Here is a 20,620-nt window from a genome sequence, read left to right as displayed (position 1 = left end):
TACGCAAACCGCAAGCCAGCTGCTTGCCGTGGCCTGCCCAGTGGGAGGCGCAACCGACGCCTTGAAACACTGAACGGAATACCCAGTGCTGCCAGCCACAAGCTGGCAGCCGGATCAAAGCGAAATGTTTGTGTTGATGAGCCTGATACTCATGTGCCTGCAGCGCGTACGCGCGCTGTTCATCGGCACGGATCAGCCGTCAGCGCCCGCAGTGCGGGCCGTCTGGGCCACCAAGTTGGTGGTGGCCCCACACTCACCTCCCCTCGCCCCCATCCACGCGCCTATGCCGCGGCTCACCCACTGAGCCTGCGGTTCTCCGGCAATTCCATCCGTTTCGAAGCGTCAGTTCCGGCATCGTGCGCCCGCACAGGGCATGTGTACTGATGTAAAGGAAACCATCCCATGAAACGGATGCTGATCAACGCCACGCAGGCCGAAGAACGCCGCCTGGCCATCGTCGACGGACAAAAGCTCCTCGACTACGAAATCGAGGTCGAAGGGCGCGAACAGCGCAAGGGCAATATCTACAAGGCCGTCGTCACGCGCGTCGAGCCCTCGCTGGAAGCCTGCTTCGTCGACTACGGCGAAGACCGCCACGGTTTCCTGCCCTTCAAGGAAATCTCCCGCAATTATTTCCAGCAGGGTGTATCGGTCAGCCAGGCCCGCATCCAGGACGCCATCAAGGAAGGCCAGGAGCTGCTGGTCCAGGTGGAAAAGGAAGAACGCGGCAACAAGGGCGCCGCCCTGACCACCTTCGTCTCGCTGGCCGGCCGTTATGTCGTGCTCATGCCCAACAACCCGCGTGGTGGTGGCGTGAGCCGCCGCATCGAAGGTGACGACCGTGCCGACCTGAAGGAAGCGCTCGACCAGCTCGAGTACCCCAACGGCATGTCCATCATCGCGCGCACCGCCGGCATCGGCCGCGCCGCGCCTGAACTGCAGTGGGACCTGAACTACCTGCTCAAGCTGTGGACCGCCATCGACGGCGCTGCCAAGGGCGGCAAGGGCGCCTACCTGATCTACCAGGAATCGAGCCTGGTGATCCGCGCCATCCGCGACTACTTCAACAACGACATCGGCGACATCCTGATCGACACCGACGACGTGTACGAGCAGGCCCAGCAGTTCATGGCACACGTCATGCCCGAGCATGCCGCCCGCGTGAAGCGCTACCGCGACAACGCACCGCTGTTCAGCCGCTTCCAGATCGAGCACCAGATCGAGTCGGCCTACGCCCGCACGGTCAACCTGCCTTCGGGCGGCGCCATCGTGATCGACCACACCGAAGCCCTGGTCTCGGTGGACGTGAACTCGGCGCGCGCCATCAAGGGCAGCGACATCGAGGAAACCGCCACCCGTACCAACCTGGAAGCCGCCGACGAAGTGGCGCGCCAGATGCGCCTGCGTGACCTGGGCGGCCTGATCGTGATCGACTTCATCGACATGGAAGAGTCGAAGAACCGCCGCGAAGTGGAGAACCGCCTGCGCGATGCCCTGCGCCAGGACCGCGCCCGCGTGCAGTTCGGCACCATCAGCAAGTTCGGCCTGATGGAGATGAGCCGCCAGCGCCTGCGCCCGGCCCTCTCCGAAGGTGCCTCCATCCCCTGCCCGCGTTGCGGCGGCTCCGGCCACATCCGCGACACCGAGAGCTCGGCCCTGCAGATCCTGCGCATCATCCAGGAAGAGGCCCAGAAGGACAACACCGCTGCCGTGCACGTACAGGTGCCGGTGGACGTCGCTTCCTTCCTGCTCAACGAGAAGCGCAACGAGATCACCAAGATCGAGCTCAAGCAGCGCCTCAACGTGCTGATGGTGCCCAACAAGTCGCTGGAAACGCCGAACTACAAGCTCGAGCGCCTCAAGCACGACGACCCGCGTCTGGACCACATCGAGGCCAGCTACCAGATGGTCGAGGAGATCGAGGATCCCACCGCCGTCACGCGCCGCTCGCAGGAACCGACCAACAAGCAGACCCCGGTCATCAAGGGTGTGTTGCCCGATGCACCGGCCCCGATCGTGGCACCGAAACCGGTGGCCGAGCCGCAGGCAGCAGCCAAGCCCGTGGCGCGCAAGGCCGAGCAGCCGGCCAGCGCAGGTTTTGTCGGCTGGCTCAAGGGTCTGTTCGGCACGAAGCCGGCCGCCGAGCCGGCCAAGACCGCCGAGAAGAAGGAAGAGAAACGCGAAGGCCGTGGCGGCCGTGACGGCAGCCGCAGCGAAGGTCGCGGCGAAGGCCGGGGGCGTGGCGGCCGCGGAGGCCGGGGCGAGCGCGGTGAGCGCCAGGAACGTGGTGATCGCAGCGAACAGCGCGGCAACCGTGGCGAACGCCCGGGCCAGCGCGGCGACGCCGAGCAGCGTGCACCCCAGACGGCCGAGGCCGGCGGTGAACAGCAGCCGCGCCAGGAACGCGCCCCGCGCAACGGTGAGCAGCGTGGTCGTGGCGAGCGCGGTGATCAGCCGCGCGGCGAGCGCCAGGAACGAGGCAACCGTGGCGATCGTGGCGACCGTCAAGGTCAGCGCGGCGACACCGAGCAGCGCGCCCCCCAGACGGCCGAGGCCGGTGGTGAGCAACAGCCGCGCCAGGAACGCGCCCCGCGCAACAACGAACAGCGTGGCCGCAATGGCGAGCGCGGTGAACGCCAGGAACGCGGTGAGCGCACTGAGCGTGGCCCGCGTCCCGAAGGCGAGCGCCGTCCCGTCGAGGACCTGCGCCAGCCGCTGCCAGCCGCTGCGGAACAGCAACTGGCGCCTGAAGCCCAGGGCGAAGCCGACACCCAACCCATGTACGACGTGCGCCCCGAAGGCGAAACCGGCAGCAACGGCCAGCGCGAGCGCCGCTCGCGTGACCGTTACGGCCGTGACCGCCAACGTGGCGAGCGTGGTGAACGCCAGGAGCGCCCGGCACAGGAAGCCGTCGCAGCCGATGCGCCCGTGAGCCCCGAGAGCGTGCCGGCCGCAGCACCGGCCGACACCCGCACAGCGCCCACGCCGGCAGCAGCCCCCGCCAGGGCCGTTGCACCGGCTGCCGCCCCCGCGGCGACCGGACGTGCGCTGCCGCGCGTGCAAGCCTATACCCTGCCCCTGTCCGACCTGGACCAGATCGCCAGTACGGCGGGCCTGCAATGGGTCAACTCCGATGCCGGGAAGATCGCCGTCGTCCAGGCTGCCATCGCCGCCGAACCCAAGCCGGTGCACGTGCCGCGCGAGCGGCCGGCGCCGGTGGTGATTGACGAGGGTCCGCTGATCCTGGTCGAGACGCGCAAGGACCTGCGCGACATGACCCTGCCCTTCGAGCAGGGTTCTGCCCAGAACTGAGTTTCTCAGCGCTGGTACTGAAAAAGGGCACCTCCGGGTGCCCTTTGCGTTGCGGGTCCCGCACTGTCCAGATGCACGGGCAACACCACAGCACTCGCCAGGCCGGGGCCCGGCACCGATAATCACTGCATGACAAATCCCGCCCGACAGGAAACCGAGCGCCGCAAGGCCGACCAGGAACTGCTGTTCAAGGGCATCGTGATCGCGCTGATCGGCGTGGCGGTCCTGCTGGGGCCGCACTTCGCACGTTCCCCGGCCGTGCAGGAACTGCTGACGGGAGGACGCGTGGCGGGCTGGTTCGCCCTGGTGCTCGGACTGGCTTTTTTAGGCCAATACTTCCTGCGCCGCCGTACGCGAGGTTAGGGAGGGAAGTCAGCCTTTCCGTCATGCGCGTTCGAATCCAAAACGGGATGATTTGCCCGCCAACACCACGCAGCGTGTGCTACAGCACACGCGAGGGGTTTGGTGGGCAAAGGGCCCGTTTTGGTTCGAACCCGAAGGGGCGTGGTTTTGCGGGCGATCCGCAGCGTTACAAAACCAGGCAAGCCGTCCAGGCTTGCCTTGGGTTTTGCGCCTCACGGCTCATCCCGCAAAAGCCTCGCCGCGCACGGCGGAAAGGCTGACTTCCCTCCCTAATCCCAGCCGGGACGGCGAAACGTACTGCTGGCGAAAGATCTCGAAGGGCATGGTGTCGGCCGCCTCGATGGCGCGCTGGTCTTCGAGCGACTTGCGTGCCATCGCATCGTATTTCACCTGCTGCTGCGCGGTCCACGGCCGCTCCAGCAGATCCCGGCGCGTCTGCTGCGAGCGGGCGCGCACGAAACGCAGGAAAGAGTTGTCGTGCCCGCTGGCCATCTCGGCCAGCACGCGCGCCGAAGGCAGGCGATCAGGCTCATCCAGCGCGGCGCGGGCCGACACCACGGCGGCGCTGTAGTCGCTGCAGCCGTGGGCAGCATCCAGCGCCCGGGCAATGGGCTCGCAGGCCGCGAGCAGTTCACGCCCCCAGTCCGCCAGCGTGACGGACTGGCCACCCCGCTGCAGTTTGAGGCCGGGTTCGCGCCCGCGCGCAGCGGTGAGGTGCTGGTTGCGCGCCAGCTCGGCGATTTCCTGCGGCGTGTCATCGGGGCTGTCGCTCTGCAGGCAATGCAGCAGGAAGACATCCAGGAAACGCATGGTCTGCGCATTGATGCCCACGGGCTCGAAGGGGTCCAGGTCCATCAGCCGTACCTCCACGTACTCCACGCCGCGCTCGCGCAGCGCATGCAGCGGTCGCTCGCCCTGGAAGATGGTGCGCTTGGGGCGGATGGTGCCGTAGAACTCGTTCTCGATCTGCAGCAGGCTGGTGGCGAGCTGGATGTAATCGCCGCCCGGATTCAGCACGCCCAGGGCCTCGTAGGCCGGCCAGGGCCGTGTGAGCGCGTCGTGCAGCGAGGCAGCGTAGCCTTCCAGACTGTTGTAGCTGACCGCCAGCGAGGCCTGCGCGTCGCTCTGGTAACCCAGACGCCCCATGCGCAGCGAGGTGCCGTGCGGCATGTACAGCGCCTTGCCGTCCAGCGACTGCAGCTCGTGCTGGCGGCCCTCGACGAAAGTGGAGCACACCGCCGGCGAGGCGCCGAAGAGGTAGAGCAGCAGGAAGGCGTGGCGGCGGAAGTTGCGGATCAGCGCGAAGTACTGCGCGTTGCTGACACCGGGCAACGACCAGTTGTAGTGGATGCCCGAGATGGTCTGCATGCGCCGGCCGTAGCGGTGGCCCAGGCCCATGCGGTAGACGCTCTTGGCGCGCCCGATGTTGGACGAACCGTAGCGCCCCAGCGGAATGGTCTCGTCGGTAGGCAGCCCGCAGGGCATGCTGGAAACCCAGAGCATCTCCTCGCCGGCCTCGCGCAGCGTGCGGTAGGTGTACTGGTGGGTCTCGGTGAGCTCGTCCAGGCAGGCCTGCACCCCTGCGTGCACGCCGGTGATGAGCTCCAGCTGGGACTCGGAGTAGTCGGTGGTGATGTGCGGATGCGTGAGCGCCGAACCCAGCGCCGCCGGATGCGGCGTGAGCGCCAGCATCCCGTCAGGCAGCGCGCGCAGGCTTTCCTTCTCGATGCCGCGACGGATACCCAGCAGGCGCTCCGCGGTCAGGGAAGGAGGGGTGGACGGGTTGCTCATGCAGAAATCCAGCGGACTGTTCTCTTTGTAATCGGACACGGAAGGTACCATGAGGGGATAAACCCTGCTGCGCGGGGTCAAGTGACGCGCGCATTCCCCTGCATGAGCGACTGCCTGAGCACACCCATCACCCAAGGCCCGCTGGCCAGCACCCAGGCCATGTTTGCCGTATTGCAGCAGCGCGCATCAGCCGCCGGCCTGAACCTGCGCCCTCCGCCGCCCCTGCCCACGACCTGCTGTGGGCGCGGCTGCAACGGCTGCGTGTGGGAGGGTTTTTATGTGGCGGCAGAGTACTGGCGGCAGGAAGCCGAGCTTCGGCTGTCGGCCTGAGCGTGCCCCCATGCGACTGGTCCTTCTCGCCGGCCTGGCTTATGGGCTCATGAGCCTCATCACCTATGCCGTCTACGCCGTGGACAAAGCGGCGGCACGGCAAGGTCGGCGCCGCGTACCGGAACGCATGCTGCACATCTTCGCCCTGCTGGGCGGCTGGCCCGGTGCGCTGCTGGCCCAGCAACACCTGCGCCACAAATCCAGCAAGACCCGATTCCTCGCCTTGTTCTGGCTCACCGTCCTGATCCATATGGCTGTCTTCGTGCTGCTGGTTTCCCTGCAGGACAAGCACTGGCTGCGCTGAAAAAGCGCTCAACCCTGGCCCAGCATCGCCATCGCCCGCCCCACCTCGTGCGTTCCCTGTGCGCTGCCGCTGCCGGGCACCATCTCGTTGGTGCGGTCCAGCACTTCGGCCAGGTGCTGCTGCAGGCGCACGTCGGCGCTCTCGTCGATGCCTATCCATACACCCTGCGTCATGGTGATGTGGGCGGCCTCGACACTGCCCGCACCGGCGCACAGCGTGGTGCGGGTGGGCGCGTCGGCACCGGCCAGCACCAGCATGGCCGGCACCACGGCCTCGGGCTGCAGGGCGCGCAGCACTTCGGCCGGCATCAGGTCTTCGGTCATGCGCGTGGCGGCAGTGGGGGCCAGGCAGTTGACGCGGATGTCATTCTTGGCGCCTTCCAGGGACAGGGTCTGCATCAGGCCCACCAGGGCCAGCTTGGCCGCGCCGTAGTTGGACTGGCCGAAATTGCCGTAGAGGCCGCTGGACGAGGTGGTCATCACGATGCGGCCGTATTTCTGCGCCGTCATGTGCGGCCACACGGCCTTGCAGCAATGCACGGCACCCATGAGGTGCACGTCCAGCACCAGGCGGAAATCGGCCAGTTCCATCTTGGCAAAGGTCTTGTCGCGCAGGATGCCGGCGTTGTTGACCAGGATGTCCACGCGGCCCCAGGTGTCCATCGTCTGCTGCACCATGGCCTGGACGGCATCAAAGTCGGTGACGGACGCGGCGTTCGCCATGGCCTCCCCTCCCGCGGCACGGATCTCGTCCACCACCTGCTGCGCCGCGCTGGCCGAGCCGCCCGAGCCGTCGCGTGCGCCGCCCAGGTCGTTCACCACCACCTTGGCGCCACGTTTGGCCAGTGCCAGCGCGTGCTGGCGGCCCAGGCCGCCGCCGGCCCCGGTCACGATGGCCACCCGGCCCTTGAAGTCGATCATGCTGTCTCCTCTGTGTTTGTCAGCGTATGCTCAAATCTTAATGGACGAATAAAACCCGCCGAGTCCTGCACACGACACCATGGAACTGAACCGCACCCTCATCGAAACCCCGCCACGCGACGCGGCTACCGTGGTCATGCTGCGCGACGCGCCGGGCGGGCTGGAGGTCTTCCTGCTCAAGCGGCATGGCGCCTCCGACGTGCTGGGCGGGGCCTATGTGTTTCCCGGTGGCAAGATCGACGCCGAAGACGCCGCGCTCATTCCCCAGCTGGACCAGCCCCTGGCCGCGCTGCACGGTGCGCTGGGCGAACCCGAAACGGCGGCCGAACTGGCCGCCAGTTGCTACGTGGCGGCACTGCGCGAGGCTTTCGAGGAATCGGGTGTGCTGTACGCGCATGGCGCCAGCGCGGATCAGGTGGCGCAGGCCACCACCCTGCTGCGCGAGGGCCATGGTTTTGCCGAGTTGTTGCTGCAGCTGGGTCTGAAGCTCGATACCCGCAGCCTGCTGCCCTGGTCGCGCTGGATCACGGCCAGGATGGCTTCGGTCAGCAGCAAGCGCTTCGACACACGCTTCTTCGTCGCGGCGGTGCCGTCCGGACAGACCGCACGGCACGATGACCACGAGACCACCGAGAGCGTTTGGCTGGGGCCGCGCGCTGCGCTAACCCAGTACTGGGACGGTCACATCGCACTTGCCCCACCGCAGATCATGAGCCTTGCGCATCTGAGTCGGCACGATACGGTTCGCAGCGTACTGGACGAGGCCAGCGGCAGGTCTCCTGCGCTGGTGTTGACTGAACCCTACGACGACGAGCACGGCACGCGCGTGTTGTGCTATCCCGGGGACCCCCACCACACGCTGCGCGAGCGGGTCTTGCCCGGACCGACGCGCCTTTACCATCGCAACCGCCGTTTTGAACCAGAAGGTAATTTTGAAGCCCTCTTCGAAGACTAACTAGCTGTGGGTTCTGCTCGGTCTTGATTGGCACACCGGCCCCACCCGGCGTACCCCCCAAACCGCAGCTCACAGACTAGATCGGGAGTCCCTGCATAAAACGGGGAATTTTCTGCAACAAGGTCTCCCGGTGATCACGGTGGGGAACGTGCCCGCAATCGGGTATCTCGAGGATGACAGACCCAGGGACATGGCGGGCAATGCCGCGAATCTGCTCCATCGTCGCGTACTCATCCTGCTCGCCCTGTATTGCCAGCACAGGACAGATGATGGCGGGCAGATCATCCACGATGGACCAGTTTGTGAACTCCGGTGACAGCCAGACCCGGTTCCAACCCCAGAACGCCGAATCGGGGTCATGGTGAAACGGCGCCAGGCGTGTGCGCAGGGTACCGCTTTCGTAGGCAATGCGCGCCTTGCGAATGCTGTCGAGGGCGCATTTCTCGACGGAAATATGCGGTGCCAATACAACGACACCGGCCAGTTGACGTACTTTGGCGGCATACAACAACGCAATCGAACCGCCATCGCTATGCCCCAGCAGCCAGAGGGCTTGTCGCTCCCCATCGACGTGCAAGGCCTGTAACAAGGCCGGTAGCACCTCCTCGGCGTGCCGGTGCATGAAGTCCACAGTCCAGTTTTCATCGCCTGCACGCGGCGTGGAGAACCCATAGCCCGGACGCGAATAGACCAGACCACGACAGTTGGAGGCCTGACACAGGCGCTGCGGAAAGTCACGCCACATGGCGAGCGAGCCCAGACCTTCGTGAAGAAAGACCATGAGCGGGGCTTCGCCTAGTTCAGGCGCAACCCAGGCGTATTCAATAGAAATCGACCTCCCCCCGCAACGGATGTCTACATGGCGAGAGGGGAGTGTTGGCACGTCAGTCAATCCGGGCACCTCTTCTGGCGAGGATACAGACCGAGCAATGAATCATCGAAACATACAAGCACCGCGGTGGCCCAAATTTGAAGCAAACCTGCTCGACCGGCGCACATGTGGGGGCTCCGCAGACGAGCAGAGGCTCGCCATCGGATAAGCTAGGAGAGGCCATTTTCATCAGGCGAATCATGCGGCCATGCGGTGGCGTGCCACCCGTTTGGGCCGAAGGGCTTCGCTTGCTGCCTTTCGGATGCCTGGAGTGATCTGCATGACCGCTGCGGTAACTACCAGGACAACCACCAAGTGATGCTCGCTGAGATTCACTGCACGACCTAGACGCTGAGGCCCTCGATCAACTTGGCACGTGAGCTCACGTCGGCTGAATCACCTTCCAGCGTGACTCGCCCACGCTCGACCAGATAGAAACGGTTGGTCAGTTCCAGAGCGGCGTGCACATTCTGCTCCACGAGCACAATGGAAATACCTTCCTTGACTAGCCCGCGCATAAGCCCGAACAACTCCTCCACGATCATGGGCGCCAACCCCTCGGTCGGCTCATCGATCAGCAGCAGCTTGGGTGCGCCTGTCAGCACTCGGGCAAAGGCGAGCATCTGCTGCTCGCCGCCGGACAGAGTCGTACCCATCTGACGCCGCCGCTCGGCCAGCCTCGGAAAACGGCCATAGATCTCATCCAGCTTGCGCTGCTGCTCCGCACGGCTGCGACCCGGGGCCTGCATGAAACCCAGCCTCAGATTCTCTTCCACCGTCAGGCCTGGGAAGATACGCCGGTCTTCCGGCACCAGGCCGATACCCAAGCGACTGATCTGATCGGACATGATGCCGTTGAGCGCACGCGCACCGAAGATGATCTCCCCCTGCGTAGGCTGGACCCAGCCGGCAATTGTCTTCATGACGGTGGTCTTACCCACGCCGTTGCGGCCAAACAGACCAATCACCTCACCCTCGCCTACCCGCAAGTTGATACCCTGCAGTACATGACTCAGGCCGTAATGGGTGTGTACATCCCGTAGTTCCAGCATCTTGTCTCCTAGTGATGTTCGCCGAAGTAGGCGGCCTGCACACTGGCATTGCCGCGCACCTGCGCTGGTGCGCCCTCTGCGAGCTTCTGTCCTTGGTGCATAACGACCACGTGGTCCGACAGGTTCATGACCAGGTCCACGTCGTGCTCGACCAGCAAGATGCTCAAGCCGTGTTCGGCGGCGAGGCCACGGATCAGCGCCTCCGTCTCACGGGTGTCGGCGTGACTCATGCCCTGGGTCGGTTCGTCCAGCAAGAGCATGCGCGGGCGCGCTGCCAGCGAGACCGCGATCTCCAGGCGGCGCTGCTCGCCGTGCGAGAGGTAGCCGGCCAGCTCGTGGCGCTTGGACTGCAGGCCAAACTGCTCGACCAGCTGTTCGACCCGCTCGTGGGCCCGGGTGCTGGCCGACAGGGGCCGGAACAGGCCGCGACCTTGCTCGAGAAACTGGGCCGCCAGGCGCAGGTTCTCCTGCACCGGGAGCTCGAAGAACAGGTTGGTGATCTGGAAGGAACGCGACAGGCCCGAGCGCAGCATCTTGTCGGGCGAGGCGCCCGTGACGTTATGGCCCTCGAACAGGACCTGCCCGAACGAAGGCTTGATCGCGCCGCTGATGAGGTTGAACAGGCTGCTCTTGCCGGCCCCGTTGGGGCCGATGATGGCCGTGATCTTGCCGCGCTGGGCCTCGAACGTCACGTCATCGACGGCCTGCAGCGAGCCGAAGCGCACGCCCAGGCCCTGTACGGAAAGGATGGACTCCATCACTGCTCTCCTTGATGGTGACGCGAACGGCGCGCCTCGATGCGGCGCTGCAGCAACGGCGTCAGGTAGCCGATCAGGCCGCGCGGGAACATGATCACCACCACCACGAACAGCAGGCCGATGATAATCTGGTGGTGCGCGGTGAACGAGCCCACCACCGACCTCAAGCCCGTGAGCAGCGCCGAGCCGTAGAGCGGGCCGATCAGGGTGCCGGCGCCGCCGACGATGACGTTGATCACCGCATTGCCCGAAACCTGGAAGAACATCAGCTCGGGCGACACGAAGCCGCGCAGCATCGGGTACAGCGCGCCGCTCACACCGGCAATGCAGGCCGCGCCGACAAAAGCCAGCAGCTTGTAGCGCCAGGGATCGAAGCCCAGGAAGGGCACCCGATCCTCGTTGGTTCGGATGGCCGAGAGCTGGCGCCCGAAGGGTGTGTCCATCAGGTAGCGCAAGCCCAGGTAGATCAAGAAGATCACAGCCAGCGTGACAAGAAAGAAACCGGTCGGTGCGGTCGAATCCAGGCCCGGGACCACGACCGCACCAGGCACGCCGATGATGCCGTCGGAAGCCCCGAGTTCGCGGGTGTTGAACACCACCTTGGAAATCACCTGGGCCAGTCCGAAACTGATGAGGGCGAAGTACACGCCCTTGGAGCGGATGGCGATGATGCCGCCGACCAGACCGGCCAGCGCACTCGCCAGCAAAGAGACGGCCAGACTGAGCCAGAAGGAGGCGTGCCACTCCTTGAGCACCAGCGCCGAAACATAGGCCCCAAGGCCGAAAAACAGCGCCTGGCCCAGCGGCAGCAAGCCGACCCGGCCCAGCAACAGGTCCACCGAGAGCGCCAGCCCGCCAAAGATCAGGGCCTCGGTGGCCAGGCGCAGGAAGAAGACGTCGCCCACAAGCGTCGCCACCAGCGCAAAGACCAGCCCCCCGAGAAGAACAGGAGGGAGAGCAGGCGTAGCGCATCGGGTGCACGCGCGCGATTGAGTTGGTTGTCAGGCATGACCAAGCTTTCCGAAAAGGCCCTGGGGTCGCCACATCAACACCATCACCATGATGCCGAAGAGCAGCGGATCGTTCCAGACCGGCGAGATGAAGAGGCTGGAGATGGACTGCACCTGCGTGAGCAGCAGCCCGGACAGCACTGCGCCCTTGATCGAGCCCATGCCGCCGATGATGACCACGCTGAAGGCGATCAGCACGAAGTCGCGGCCCATGGTCGGAAAGACCGAGTAGATGGGCGCCAGCAGCACGCCGGCCAGGCCGGCCAGCGCCACGCCGAAGGCGAAGGTAGCGGCGTAGACACGCGAGACCGGCACGCCCAGGGAGGCACTCATGTGGCGGTCAAAGGCCGCCGCGCGCACAATGGCGCCCAGCGAGGTGCGAAACACCAGCATCCAGACGGCGGCGATCAGCAGCCCCCCCGCCGTCATCACGAACAGACGGTAGTTCGGGAAGAACAGCCCGAAGAGCTCGGACCCCCCGGTGATCGGGGTCTCGACGCGCAGCGGATTGGCGCCAAAGATGATCTTGAGCACGTCCTCCAGCACGATGGCCAGGCCAAAGGTCAGCAGCAGCGTGAGCGTATGCCGGTCCTTGCTGTGGAACACCCGCTGGATCAGTCCTCTCTCCGTGGCATATCCGAGGACCGCCATCAGCACGGGGGTGAGCGCCAGCGCCCACCAGAAGGACAGACCGAGCCCCAGCAGGGCCACCGCCAGATAGGCGCCGATGGCGTAGAACTCGCCATGCGCCATATTGATGACGTCCAGTAGTCCGAAGATGATGGTCAGGCCCAGGGCCATCAGTACCACGGCAACGCCGATGGACAGGCCGTTGATCATCTGCGGCGCCAGGACGAATTGCAGCCATTCCAGGGCTTCGGTCATGGTCGGCCTCAGAACTTGGTGCAGCTGTCAGGGCCGATGGCCGCAGCGGCCGCCACCTTGCCGACGATCTCGAACTTGCCGCCGTTCACGCGCACGGCGTACATGTCCTGCATGGCCTGGTGGTCACCGGCACGCATGGTCTTGATACCCTGCGGCGTGGACCACTGGATGCCGCGCATGGCTTCGCGCACCTTGTCGGTGTCGGTGCTCTTGACCTTTTCCACCGCAGCTTTGTAGAAGAACAGCACGCCATAGCTGTCGGCGCCGTACAGGTCGGGCTGGGCCTTATTCGCCGCCTCGAAGCTGGCGACGAACTTCTTGTTGTCGGCGTTGTCGATGTTGGGCGAGTAGCCCACGCCGGTCACGAAGCCGTCGGCCGCCTTGCCGATGGCCTGCAGGTTCTGCGAAGTCACCGTACCCGAAGCGCCCACCACCTGCACGTTGCGGCTCAGGCCGAACTCGGCCATCTGGGTGAACAGGCGCACGGTGTCGTTGCCGGCCACCGAGGTATAGATCACGCTCGGTCGGGCCGAGCGCATCTGGCCAAAGAAAGGCGAGTAGTCCTTGTTGTCCAGCGGCGCGAACACCTCGCCTACCGTCTTGGCGCCCTTACCCTCGGCGGCCGACTTGAACGCCGCCACCGTGCTTCGGCCCATCTCGTAGTCCGGGCCGAGGTAGAACACATTGGCGTTCGGCCTGGTGGAGGCCATCCAGTCGGCCAGCGCGGCGGACTGCATGCCGGCGCGGGCGTTGACACGGAACACGTTGGGCGAGCACTTGTCGGCGGTGATCGAGTCGGCAAAGGACACCGTGGTGGCAATCAGGCGGTTGTTGCGCTCGGCCACCTGGCCCACGGCCAGGGTGGAGCCGGAGTTCACGGTACCGGTCAGAAAGTCGACCTTGCTGACCTGGAACAGCTTCTCCGCCTTTTGCACGGCCACGGCCGGGTTGGCCTCCTCGTCTTCGTAGATCAGTTCGATCTGGCGGCCGGACACGCCGCCACTGGCGTTGATTTCCTTGGCGGCCAGGTCCAGGCCCCATTTCACCTGCTGGCCGATGCCGGCATAGGTGCCCGACAGCGGTGTGACCACGCCGATGCGGATCGGGCCGGTCTGGGCATAAGCACCGGCGGTGAAGGCAGCGGCGGCCATCAGGGTGGGAATCATCTTGGTTTTCATGTCATGTCTCCTTCGGATCGTTGGGGTTCTGGGTTGACGGGAACGTTACGGAATCAGCGGCCGACGAACTTCGGCGTGCGCTTGTCGTGGAAAGCCTCCACGCCTTCGCGGAAGTCCTCCGAGCTTCGCAGGCGTGAATAGCAGTGGCCTTCCAGCTCGATCGCCACGGTCAAAGGCGAATCCTCGGTGTCGTTGAGCAGCTTTTTGGCCGTGCGCTGGGCCAGCGGCGAGAACGAACGCAATTCGTCGACCAACTGGTTGGTGGCTGTTTCCAGTTCGACGTCGGGCACAATGGCCGTGGCCACGCCCCAGTCATAGGCCTGCTGGCCGGGGATGCGGCGCGAACGCATCACGATGTCCTTGGTGCGGGTGATGCCCACCATCTTCTGCAGGCGGGCCGAGCCGCCCGAGCCTGGGATCTGCCCGAGCTTCTGCTCGGGCAGCGCGTACAACGTGGTCGGCGTGACCAGGCGGAAGTCGCAGGCCAGCGAGATCTCGAAGCCCACGCCGAAGCAGTAGCCGCGGTTGGCCGCGATCACCGGCTTGCTGCAGCGAGCCGGTGCGGCGACGTTCCAGGCCAGCTTGGAGACATGCTCCGGACTGGCTTCCAGAAAGCCCATGATATTGCCGCCGCTGGAGAAATGCTCACCTTCGGCGCGTAGCACGATGACACGCACGGCATCGTTAGCATCCAGCGCTTCAAAAGTGATGCGTAGCTGCTCGCGCTGCGTCATGCTGATGACGTTGAACGGCGGGCGAGTCAGGATGATGTCGGCGCGCTGATGCGAGGCGTCGATCTCGACGCGGTAGCCGTCGAGATCGCGGCTCAGGGTCACGGCCGGGTGCTGAAGATCGCTGAGTTGCATGGTTGTCCTTTGGTTTGAGCGGGAGAAATGAGTTCAAGCGGGCGGCACCGGCGGCAGGCCGCTGCCCGGCTCGGCTTCGGGCGTGTAGTCGCCGGCCACCAGCTTGCGACGCAGTACCTTGCCCACGGGCGACTTGGGAATTTCATCGACGAAGACATACTCCCGCGGGCGCTTGAAGTTGACCAGATCGGAAGTGCGACAGTGCTGGTCCAGCCCCTCGGAAGAGACGTTCTGCTTGCGCTTGACGAAGGCGACCACGCGCTGCCCCCAGCGCTCGTCCTTCAAACCAGCCACAGCCACCTCGTCCACGGCCGGGTGCAGCGAGAGCACCGACTCGATGTCGACTGGCGAGATGTTCTCGCCGCCGCTGATGATCATGTCGTCGACCCGGCCGGTCACGAACAAGTCGCCGTCGGCGTCCACGTAGCCGGTATCACCGGTGAAGTACCAGCCGTCGCGCAGGCTCTTCGCGTTAGCGTCGGGCCGGTTGTGGTAACCCTCGAAGGCCTCGTCGCTGAGCAAGTCGGCAATGATCTGCCCCTCCTCCATAGGCGCGGCCAGCTCCTCGACCGACTTGCCATCCAACGTCACCACGCGCAGGCGGGTGTTCAGGCCGGCACGCCCGGCCGAGCCTGGCTTGCCGACTGCATCCTGGTTGATGGCGAAGGTATAGATCTCGGAACTGCCATAGTGGTTGACGAACAAGTCGGGCTTGAAGGCCGCCTGCAGACGCAACAGCAGCGCGTCGTGCATCGGCGCACCGGCGAAGCCAAGGCGACGCACCGAAGAGATGTCAGTGCGGGAAAAGTCGGGATGCGCCAGCAGGTCGTGGTACAGGGTCGGCACCAGATAGAGGTGGCTGACTTTTTCGGACTGGATACGGGCCAGCGCCTGCGCGGCGTCGAACTTGGGCATGCAGACGAAACAACCATCGACCAAAGCCAGCGCCAGCAACGAGCGCACGCCCATGGTGTGGTACAGCGGCATCACGCCCAGCGTGCATTCGCCATACCCGTACTGGTTCTGCGCCACGTGCGCCAGCGCGGCCACGCGTTCGGCGTGCTGGCGGCGCGGCACTCCCTTGGGCGCGCCGGTGGTTCCCGAGGTGTAGAGCATCAGCGACAGGTCCAAGGCCTGAGCCTGTGGCACGGGGGGGTATTCGCCCTTGAAACAGTCGGCGTAACGCAGACCGCTGGTGTCCCCCTCGCCTACGTAGACCAGCGTGGCCCGGTGGACCGTCACAGCCTCGTACACGGCACCGGCCGACGCTTGCTCATAGACCAGCACTGAGGCCGCCGCATCCCGTAGGCAGTGGAGAATCTCCTCTGGCTTGGCGCGCCAGTTCAGCGGCGTCACCACGATGCCGGCGAACTGGCAGGCCCAGTGCAAGGTGGCCGCCTCAACGCGGTTTTGCAGCACCGACAGCAGGTGGTCGCCGGACTTGAGGCCCAGCTCGCGCAGGCCGCGCTGCACCGCGCCGATTTTCAGCGCCCACTGCGCATAGCTCAGACGCTGCGAGCCGTCGACAAGTGCGATGGCCGCCGGCGACCGCTCCACGCTCTGTAGGAAAGTCCGTCCCAAATCAAGCATCTGCCACCTCCATCAAGGCCTTGACGATGGGCGCATAACCCGTGCAGCGGCACAGGTGGCCCGAGAGCATGTCGCGCACGTCCTGCTCGCTGGGTTTGCGACCCTGCTGGCGCAGGCGCTGTAGCCAGTCGGTGCTGGACATCAGGATGCCGGCGGTGCAAAAGCCGCACTGCAGCGCGTGGTGGCGCTTGAAGGCGGCCTGTAACTCCGACAGCACCCCGCCTTCACCGGCCAGGCTTTCGACGGTGTCGACCCGCCGGCCGTCGGCCTGCACGGCCAGCGTCAGGCAGGAGCGACAGGCCACACCGTCCAGTTGCACCGTGCAGGCTCCGCACACGCCGTGCTCGCAGCCCACGTGGGTGCCGGTCAGACCCAACTCGTGGCGCAGGTAGTCGCTCAACAGCATGCGCGTCGTGCTGTGACCGCGCCGGCTGCGACCGTTGACTTCGATCGTCACCGGGTACAGCTGCTGGCGCCCAAGAATGTCATGGTTCATTTGGAATTCCTTGCTTGCAGGGCCTCGGCAACGGCCTGACGGCCCAGTCGGCGCACCAGGTGGCGGCGCGAGGCCGCGCTGATCTGCGGGTCGTCGCGAGCATCCAGCGCCCAGGCGAACTCGTTGAGCGCGTCGTCCAGCGCGCTGCCTTCCAGCAGCGGCCATTCCCGCACCATCGGCCGGTCCGCCACGCCGCCCACGGCCACGCGCAGCCCCTGCGCGTCGGCGATGGCGGCCACCGCGCAGACCGCGAAGTCACCGTGCCGGCGCGAGAACTCCCGGAAACCGAAACCCTGGCCGGGCCGGGCCAGGGGAAAGCGCACCGCCTCCAGCAATTCGTCGGGCGCTCGCGCTGTGCTGAGCATGCCGGTGAAGAACTGGTCGGCCGGCAACAGGCGCTGGCGCGTGCCGCGCCTGAGCACAACGCTGCCCTTGAGGGCCAGCAGGCACAGCGGCAGCTCGGCCGACGGATCGGCATGGGCGATCGAGCCGCACACCGTGCCGCGGTTGCGGATCTGGAAATGCGAGATATGGGGGAAGGCCAGCTGCAGCAGCGGTAACTCGCGGGCCAGGCCCTCACGCCACTCCAGCTCGGCCTGGGTGGCGGAAGCGCCCACCTGCAGGTAGCCGTCCCGTATCTCGATGCGTGCCAGCGAGACGCTGCGCGAGATATCGATCAGCATCTCAGGCTGCGCCAGACGCATGTTGAGCACGGCCATCAGCGACTGGCCTCCGGCCAGGATGCGGGCCTGCTCGCCGTGACGGGCCAGCAGTTCACAGGCCGCCTCGGCGCTATCGGCGCGTACGTAGTCAAATGCGGCGGGCTTCATGCGCGCACCCCCAGAAGACGCAGGACCCGACGCCACCAGCTGGGCGCTACAGCTTCTCCGCCGGCCTGACGACCCAGCGACTCGAACAGCTGGGCCACGATGATGCGGGCGGCGCCTTCGAGCATGCGGCTGCCCACCATGGCCACCTTGCCACCCACCTGGGCGCTGTAGTCGTACTTCAGCAGCGTACCGGTGGCCGTGGCCTGCAGCGTCACCAGGCCGGTGCCGGCGCCTGTGCCCAGCGAGGAGCGGCCGCTGCCGGCCAGGCGCAGGCTGCGCGGGGCGTCGATATCGGAGAGGATGATCTCGGCCTCGTAGCGCGCCTTGACCAGGCCCACACCCACGGTCACATCGGCGCGGTAGCGGTTGGGGCCGGTGGACTGCAGGGCGTGGCAGCCCGGGATCACCCGGGCCAGCGCCACCGGGTCCAGCAGCACGGCAAACACCTGCTCCGGCGGCGCCGGTATGTCCACCTCGCCCTGCGCCTGCAGCGCCAGGCCTTCGCCGGCAGGCATGGCCAGTTTTGGGCGCGGCATTTCCCGGGGCGAAGGATCCTGTACCTCAAGCAGCTCCAGCACACGGCCCGGTGTCAGGGGCAGGCGCACATCCGCCAGGTCCATGCGTGGGCTCAACGCATCGGCAAAGGCGTTGGCAATGCACACCGGCGTGCTCATATTGTTGCCCTCGCCCAGGCCCTTGGCCCCCAGCGGGGTGAAAGGCGACAGGGTTTCGAGGTGGACGATGACAGGGTCGGGCGTCTCGCAGGCCGTGGGCATCAGGTAGTCGGCCAGCGTGCCGGACTGGAAGCTGCCGTCGCCGCCGTAGCGAAACTCTTCCAGCAGCGCCGCCCCCAGGCCCTGCGCGAAGGCACCCTGGATCTGCCCGTCGGCCAGCGCCGGGTTGAGCAGGCGCCCGGCGTCGTGCCCAGTGACATAGCGGTCCACGCGTACCGCACCGGTGTTGACATCCACCTCCACGCCACAGATATCGAAGACAAAGCCGTAGGTGGCGGAGGTGTTGACACGGTCGGCCTCATCGGGTGCAGCCAGCACCGCGGGCGTCCAGAAGGCGGTCTCGCGCAAGCCCGGGCTCACCCCCTCGGGCAGCAACGCCGGCGCCCAATGCGGATTGGCCGCCAGCCGGATGAAGGGCTGGCGCAGCGCCGGGTTGGCAGTGTTGTAGATTTCGCCGCCGGCGAAGGCCACCTCGGCCGGCAGGCAGCCGAACTGGTCGGCCGCGATCAGCGCCAGCTTGTCGCGCAGCTTGTGCGCCGCCAGGTGCACCACACCCGCCACCGCACCGGCGAAGCGGCTGGAGTAGTTGCCGGCGGCGACAGACCAGGCATCCTTGGCGGTGTCGAACTCGACGTTGACCATCACCTGGGCCGGCTGCAGGCCGAGCGCGTCGGCCACCACCTGGGCGCAGACCGTCATGTGGCCCTGGCCGGCGGGCGCCGAGGCAATGTTGACGTTGACGCCACCCAGCAGGTCCACGGCCACCGTGGCGCTGGCAATCGCCCCGTTCTTCGGCCCGGCCTTGGCGCGCTGCGCGGGCGTGAGCACGGTGCTGATGTAACCCATATTGGAGACCGAGGGCTCCACCACGGCGGCCACGCCGATGCCGTACAGCCGTCCGGCAGCGCGCGCGGTGCGCTGGCGTTCGTACAGCCCCTGTTCGCGTGCCGCCGCCAGGGTCATGTCCACCATCCGGTCGTAATCACCCGAGTCGAGCACCGCGCCGGCAGCAGCCTTGTAGGGGAACTGACTGGCCTTGACGAAGTTACGGCGGCGCAGCTCGACCGGATCCATCTTGAGCTCGATAGCGATGCGATCGAGCAGCCGCTCCAACGCGTAGTAGACCTGTGGACCGCCAAAACCGCGCACCAGACCGGTCGGCGTCTTGTTGGTCACGACCACCCGGTTGCGTACCTTCAGGTTGGGGATGTCGTAGGCACCGGTCAGGCAGCCGTGCATGCGATAGAACGTGGCCGGCTCGGGCGCGCGCAGGTAGGCCCCCACCTCGTCGACCTGGTCCCAGTGCAGCGCCAGGATGCGGCCGTCGTCGCGCACGTCGGCGGCGACCGTCGCCAGACGGGCGGTAGCGGAGGTGGCGGCACTCAGGTGCTCCAGCCGGTCTTCGACCCACTTCACCGGCGCGCCGGCCTTGCGCGCGGCCAGACACATCAGCACGACATAAGGGAACACCGCCTGCTTGACACCGAAGCTGCCACCCGAATCGCGCGGCACCTTGTGGCGCAGCTTGTTGCCCGGTACCTTGAGCGCCAGGGCCATCACCGCGTGCAGCGAGAAGGGCCCCATGAAATTGGACAGGGCCTCGTAGCCTTCGTCCTCGCCCAGGTACTCGGCGATGACCACCGCGCACTCCATCGGCGAGCAGCTGTTGCGCGGGTAATGCACCGTCGTGGTGACACGCAGACTGCCCGGGAAAATGGCGTCGGGTTCGCCATAGCTGAAGTGGCGATCGGACACCACGTTGCTGCCGACGGCGTCATGCAGCAACGGCGACTCCCCGCTCAAGGCGACATCGATCTCGACCACCGCCGGACGCACCTCGTAATCGACACGAATCAGGTCCAGTGCGTCTTCGGCAATGTATCGGTCCTCGGCCACCACCACGGCCACCGGCTCGCCGACATAGCGGACACGATCGACAGCGAGCGCCCAATGTTGCATCGGCTGCTTGACGCCCACCACGAAGGGCTGGGCCCAGCGTTGCACATCGTCACCGGTAAGGATGGCGCGCACACCCCTCAGTTGCAGAGCCGCACCGATATCGATGGAACGTACTGTGGCATGGGCATGCGGCGAGCGCAGCACGGCGGCCTGCAAGGTACCTGGCTTGACGCCCACGTCGTCGGCGTAGACGCCACGCCCGGTCAGCAGGGCAGCATCCTCCAAACGCTCGAGACGCTGCCCCACAAAGGCGGTGGAGCCCGGGGCCACGGGGGAAGCTGGTCGCAAATCTGTCTCCTGTATGCGGCCCTTGCTGGGCGCGCTGTTCTGTCTGACCTAGTGTCGGCAAACAGGAGACAAGGCGTTAACGTAAAAATCCAGGCTTGAACCAATAGGTCAGAAAACTGACCAAAAAG

Annotated in this window: 18 protein-coding genes; 5 read left to right on the top strand and 13 right to left on the bottom strand. The window is 66.0% G+C overall.

The genetic code is table 11. The features are described 5' to 3' along the window. Window positions 1-402 precede the first annotated feature (402 nt). Together HTY51_RS03370 and HTY51_RS03365 are read left to right on the top strand one after the other, a co-directional pair. The gene (locus tag HTY51_RS03370; protein ID WP_174251404.1) at window positions 403-3,312 is read left to right on the top strand and encodes an Rne/Rng family ribonuclease; all 2,910 of its coding nucleotides are present in this window, start codon (window positions 403-405) and stop codon (window positions 3,310-3,312) included. 129 nt (window positions 3,313-3,441) lie between these two features. Then, window positions 3,442-3,675, top strand: coding sequence for a hypothetical protein (locus tag HTY51_RS03365; RefSeq protein ID WP_174251403.1), 234 nt, complete (start codon window positions 3,442-3,444; stop codon window positions 3,673-3,675). A 219-nt stretch (window positions 3,676-3,894) separates the two neighbouring features. Here HTY51_RS03365 and gshA read toward each other — a convergent pair whose 3' ends face one another. Continuing rightward, window positions 3,895-5,466: a glutamate--cysteine ligase gene (gene gshA / locus HTY51_RS03360; RefSeq protein WP_174251402.1), complete on the bottom strand. Its 1,572-nt coding sequence runs from the start codon at window positions 5,464-5,466 to the stop codon at window positions 3,895-3,897. A 102-nt stretch (window positions 5,467-5,568) separates the two neighbouring features. Between gshA and HTY51_RS03355 the strand changes: the two genes are divergently transcribed. Together HTY51_RS03355 and HTY51_RS03350 are read left to right on the top strand one after the other, a co-directional pair. Then, complete coding sequence (locus HTY51_RS03355; protein ID WP_254606974.1) at window positions 5,569-5,796, top strand: oxidoreductase-like domain-containing protein; 228 nt, start codon at window positions 5,569-5,571, stop codon at window positions 5,794-5,796. A 10-nt stretch (window positions 5,797-5,806) separates the two neighbouring features. Further along, on the top strand, window positions 5,807-6,100 hold the full coding sequence (locus tag HTY51_RS03350; protein ID WP_174251401.1) for a DUF1294 domain-containing protein: 294 nt from the start codon (window positions 5,807-5,809) through the stop codon (window positions 6,098-6,100). A gap of 8 nt (window positions 6,101-6,108) precedes the next feature. On the opposite strand, the gene HTY51_RS03345 is transcribed toward HTY51_RS03350, so the two are convergent. Continuing rightward, on the bottom strand, window positions 6,109-7,020 hold the full coding sequence (locus HTY51_RS03345) for an SDR family NAD(P)-dependent oxidoreductase (protein WP_174251400.1): 912 nt from the start codon (window positions 7,018-7,020) through the stop codon (window positions 6,109-6,111). Between the two features lie 79 nt (window positions 7,021-7,099). On the opposite strand from HTY51_RS03345, the gene HTY51_RS03340 reads away from it, so the two are divergent. Further along, window positions 7,100-7,975: an NUDIX hydrolase gene (locus tag HTY51_RS03340; protein WP_174251399.1), complete on the top strand. Its 876-nt coding sequence runs from the start codon at window positions 7,100-7,102 to the stop codon at window positions 7,973-7,975. 76 nt (window positions 7,976-8,051) lie between these two features. On the opposite strand, the gene HTY51_RS03335 is transcribed toward HTY51_RS03340, so the two are convergent. The 11 genes from HTY51_RS03335 to HTY51_RS03285 all read right to left on the bottom strand — a co-directional run bounded on the left by HTY51_RS03335 (window position 8,052) and on the right by HTY51_RS03285 (window position 20,492). Further along, window positions 8,052-8,756 (bottom strand): alpha/beta fold hydrolase, encoded by a 705-nt coding sequence (locus HTY51_RS03335; RefSeq protein ID WP_174251398.1) that lies wholly within the window; start codon window positions 8,754-8,756, stop codon window positions 8,052-8,054. 434 nt (window positions 8,757-9,190) lie between these two features. Further along, the gene (locus tag HTY51_RS03330) at window positions 9,191-9,898 is read right to left on the bottom strand and encodes an ABC transporter ATP-binding protein (protein ID WP_174251397.1); all 708 of its coding nucleotides are present in this window, start codon (window positions 9,896-9,898) and stop codon (window positions 9,191-9,193) included. 8 nt (window positions 9,899-9,906) lie between these two features. Continuing rightward, entirely contained in the window at window positions 9,907-10,656 is a 750-nt protein-coding gene (locus HTY51_RS03325; protein WP_174251396.1) for an ABC transporter ATP-binding protein, read from the bottom strand. After that, entirely contained in the window at window positions 10,656-11,573 is a 918-nt protein-coding gene (locus HTY51_RS03320; RefSeq protein WP_254606973.1) for a branched-chain amino acid ABC transporter permease, read from the bottom strand. The genes HTY51_RS03325 and HTY51_RS03320 overlap by 1 nt, the downstream gene beginning before the upstream one ends. Window positions 11,574-11,657: 84 nt before the next feature. Continuing rightward, a complete protein-coding gene (locus HTY51_RS03315; protein WP_174251395.1) occupies window positions 11,658-12,551 on the bottom strand; it encodes a branched-chain amino acid ABC transporter permease in 894 nt (297 codons plus the stop codon). 8 nt (window positions 12,552-12,559) lie between these two features. Then, window positions 12,560-13,729 (bottom strand): ABC transporter substrate-binding protein, encoded by a 1,170-nt coding sequence (locus HTY51_RS03310; protein ID WP_174251394.1) that lies wholly within the window; start codon window positions 13,727-13,729, stop codon window positions 12,560-12,562. A 53-nt stretch (window positions 13,730-13,782) separates the two neighbouring features. Then, entirely contained in the window at window positions 13,783-14,595 is an 813-nt protein-coding gene (locus HTY51_RS03305) for an enoyl-CoA hydratase/isomerase family protein (RefSeq protein WP_174251393.1), read from the bottom strand. A gap of 33 nt (window positions 14,596-14,628) precedes the next feature. Next, on the bottom strand, window positions 14,629-16,185 hold the full coding sequence (locus HTY51_RS03300) for an AMP-binding protein (protein WP_174251392.1): 1,557 nt from the start codon (window positions 16,183-16,185) through the stop codon (window positions 14,629-14,631). Then, window positions 16,178-16,681: a (2Fe-2S)-binding protein gene (locus tag HTY51_RS03295; RefSeq protein ID WP_174251391.1), complete on the bottom strand. Its 504-nt coding sequence runs from the start codon at window positions 16,679-16,681 to the stop codon at window positions 16,178-16,180. Before HTY51_RS03295 ends, HTY51_RS03300 begins: the two co-directional genes overlap by 8 nt. Then, complete coding sequence (locus HTY51_RS03290; RefSeq protein ID WP_174251390.1) at window positions 16,678-17,511, bottom strand: xanthine dehydrogenase family protein subunit M; 834 nt, start codon at window positions 17,509-17,511, stop codon at window positions 16,678-16,680. Before HTY51_RS03290 ends, HTY51_RS03295 begins: the two co-directional genes overlap by 4 nt. Continuing rightward, a complete protein-coding gene (locus HTY51_RS03285) occupies window positions 17,508-20,492 on the bottom strand; it encodes a molybdopterin cofactor-binding domain-containing protein (RefSeq protein WP_254606972.1) in 2,985 nt (994 codons plus the stop codon). The genes HTY51_RS03290 and HTY51_RS03285 overlap by 4 nt, the downstream gene beginning before the upstream one ends. Between the last annotated feature and the right edge of the window lie 128 nt (window positions 20,493-20,620).

The organism is Rhodoferax sp. BAB1 (assembly GCF_013334205.1).
Classification (GTDB): domain Bacteria; phylum Pseudomonadota; class Gammaproteobacteria; order Burkholderiales; family Burkholderiaceae_C; genus Hylemonella.
Note: the sequence above shows the minus strand (reverse complement) of the source record. Positions and strands in the feature narration are given on the sequence as shown.